The sequence below is a fragment of the Bartonella sp. AP150HLJHH genome (assembly GCF_042196385.1).
Taxonomy (GTDB): Bacteria; Pseudomonadota; Alphaproteobacteria; order Rhizobiales; family Rhizobiaceae; genus Bartonella.
In genome coordinates, this window is the sequence record NZ_JBHIQC010000129.1 from 1 (window position 1) to 650 (window position 650).

Below are 650 nucleotides of genomic sequence, written 5' to 3' on the forward strand. Positions count from 1 at the left end.
ATGCGAGTTGTCCTCTATGACACATGCATACATTGGCTTCAAAACAGGTGATTGCAACGCGCTTTTTGTTTAAAAAAATTTGATATAATTTGTTTATTGCACAAGAATTATTCTTGAGAGTTGTATTTCGATAATTTTTAAAAAGGCGGTCATAATCTTTTTGTGTTTTCAAATTTCTTCGTTTTTCAGAGGCAATTCCAAGTTCAGGCATATGCATATATTCAATATCAATGTTGCTTACAGCTTGCTCTAATTGTCTTTTTGAAAATCCGTGTTTTCTACTTATTGGATTTTTACGAACATCACATAAAGTTTTGATATTGTTTTCTATGAGACAACTAAGATAATTCTCAAGGGACCTACCTTCATAGCCAATGGTAAAAAAACAAAATTCCTCATCTTTAGCAGGCTGTATGATAATATGTTTGATGTTACACACGTTTAATTTCCTTATGTAAAAGGGTGGGGGTGCTTGTAGATATGCGGGGAACAAAACACCCCCATAAGGTTAAGCAGCTTTTGTTGAGAGTTGTTGTATCTCTCGTTCTATCTCTGCTAAAAAGGTTTCAACAACTTGATTGATCTGTTCAATTTGTTGATCATCACGGAGAACACGCTTGACTTTCATACGCAAGTGAAAGAATTCCCCC

At 34.6% G+C, this 650-nt stretch carries 1 protein-coding gene and 1 pseudogene; both read right to left on the bottom strand.

What is annotated here, in order from left to right; genetic code table 11:
• Positions 1-439: DUF488 family protein (locus ACFING_RS10065; RefSeq protein ID WP_375630836.1), on the bottom strand; the 439-nt coding region annotated here is incomplete at its 3' end.
• 69 nt (positions 440-508) lie between these two features.
• Positions 509-650, bottom strand: a pseudogene (locus tag ACFING_RS10070) (exonuclease); the annotation flags it as partial.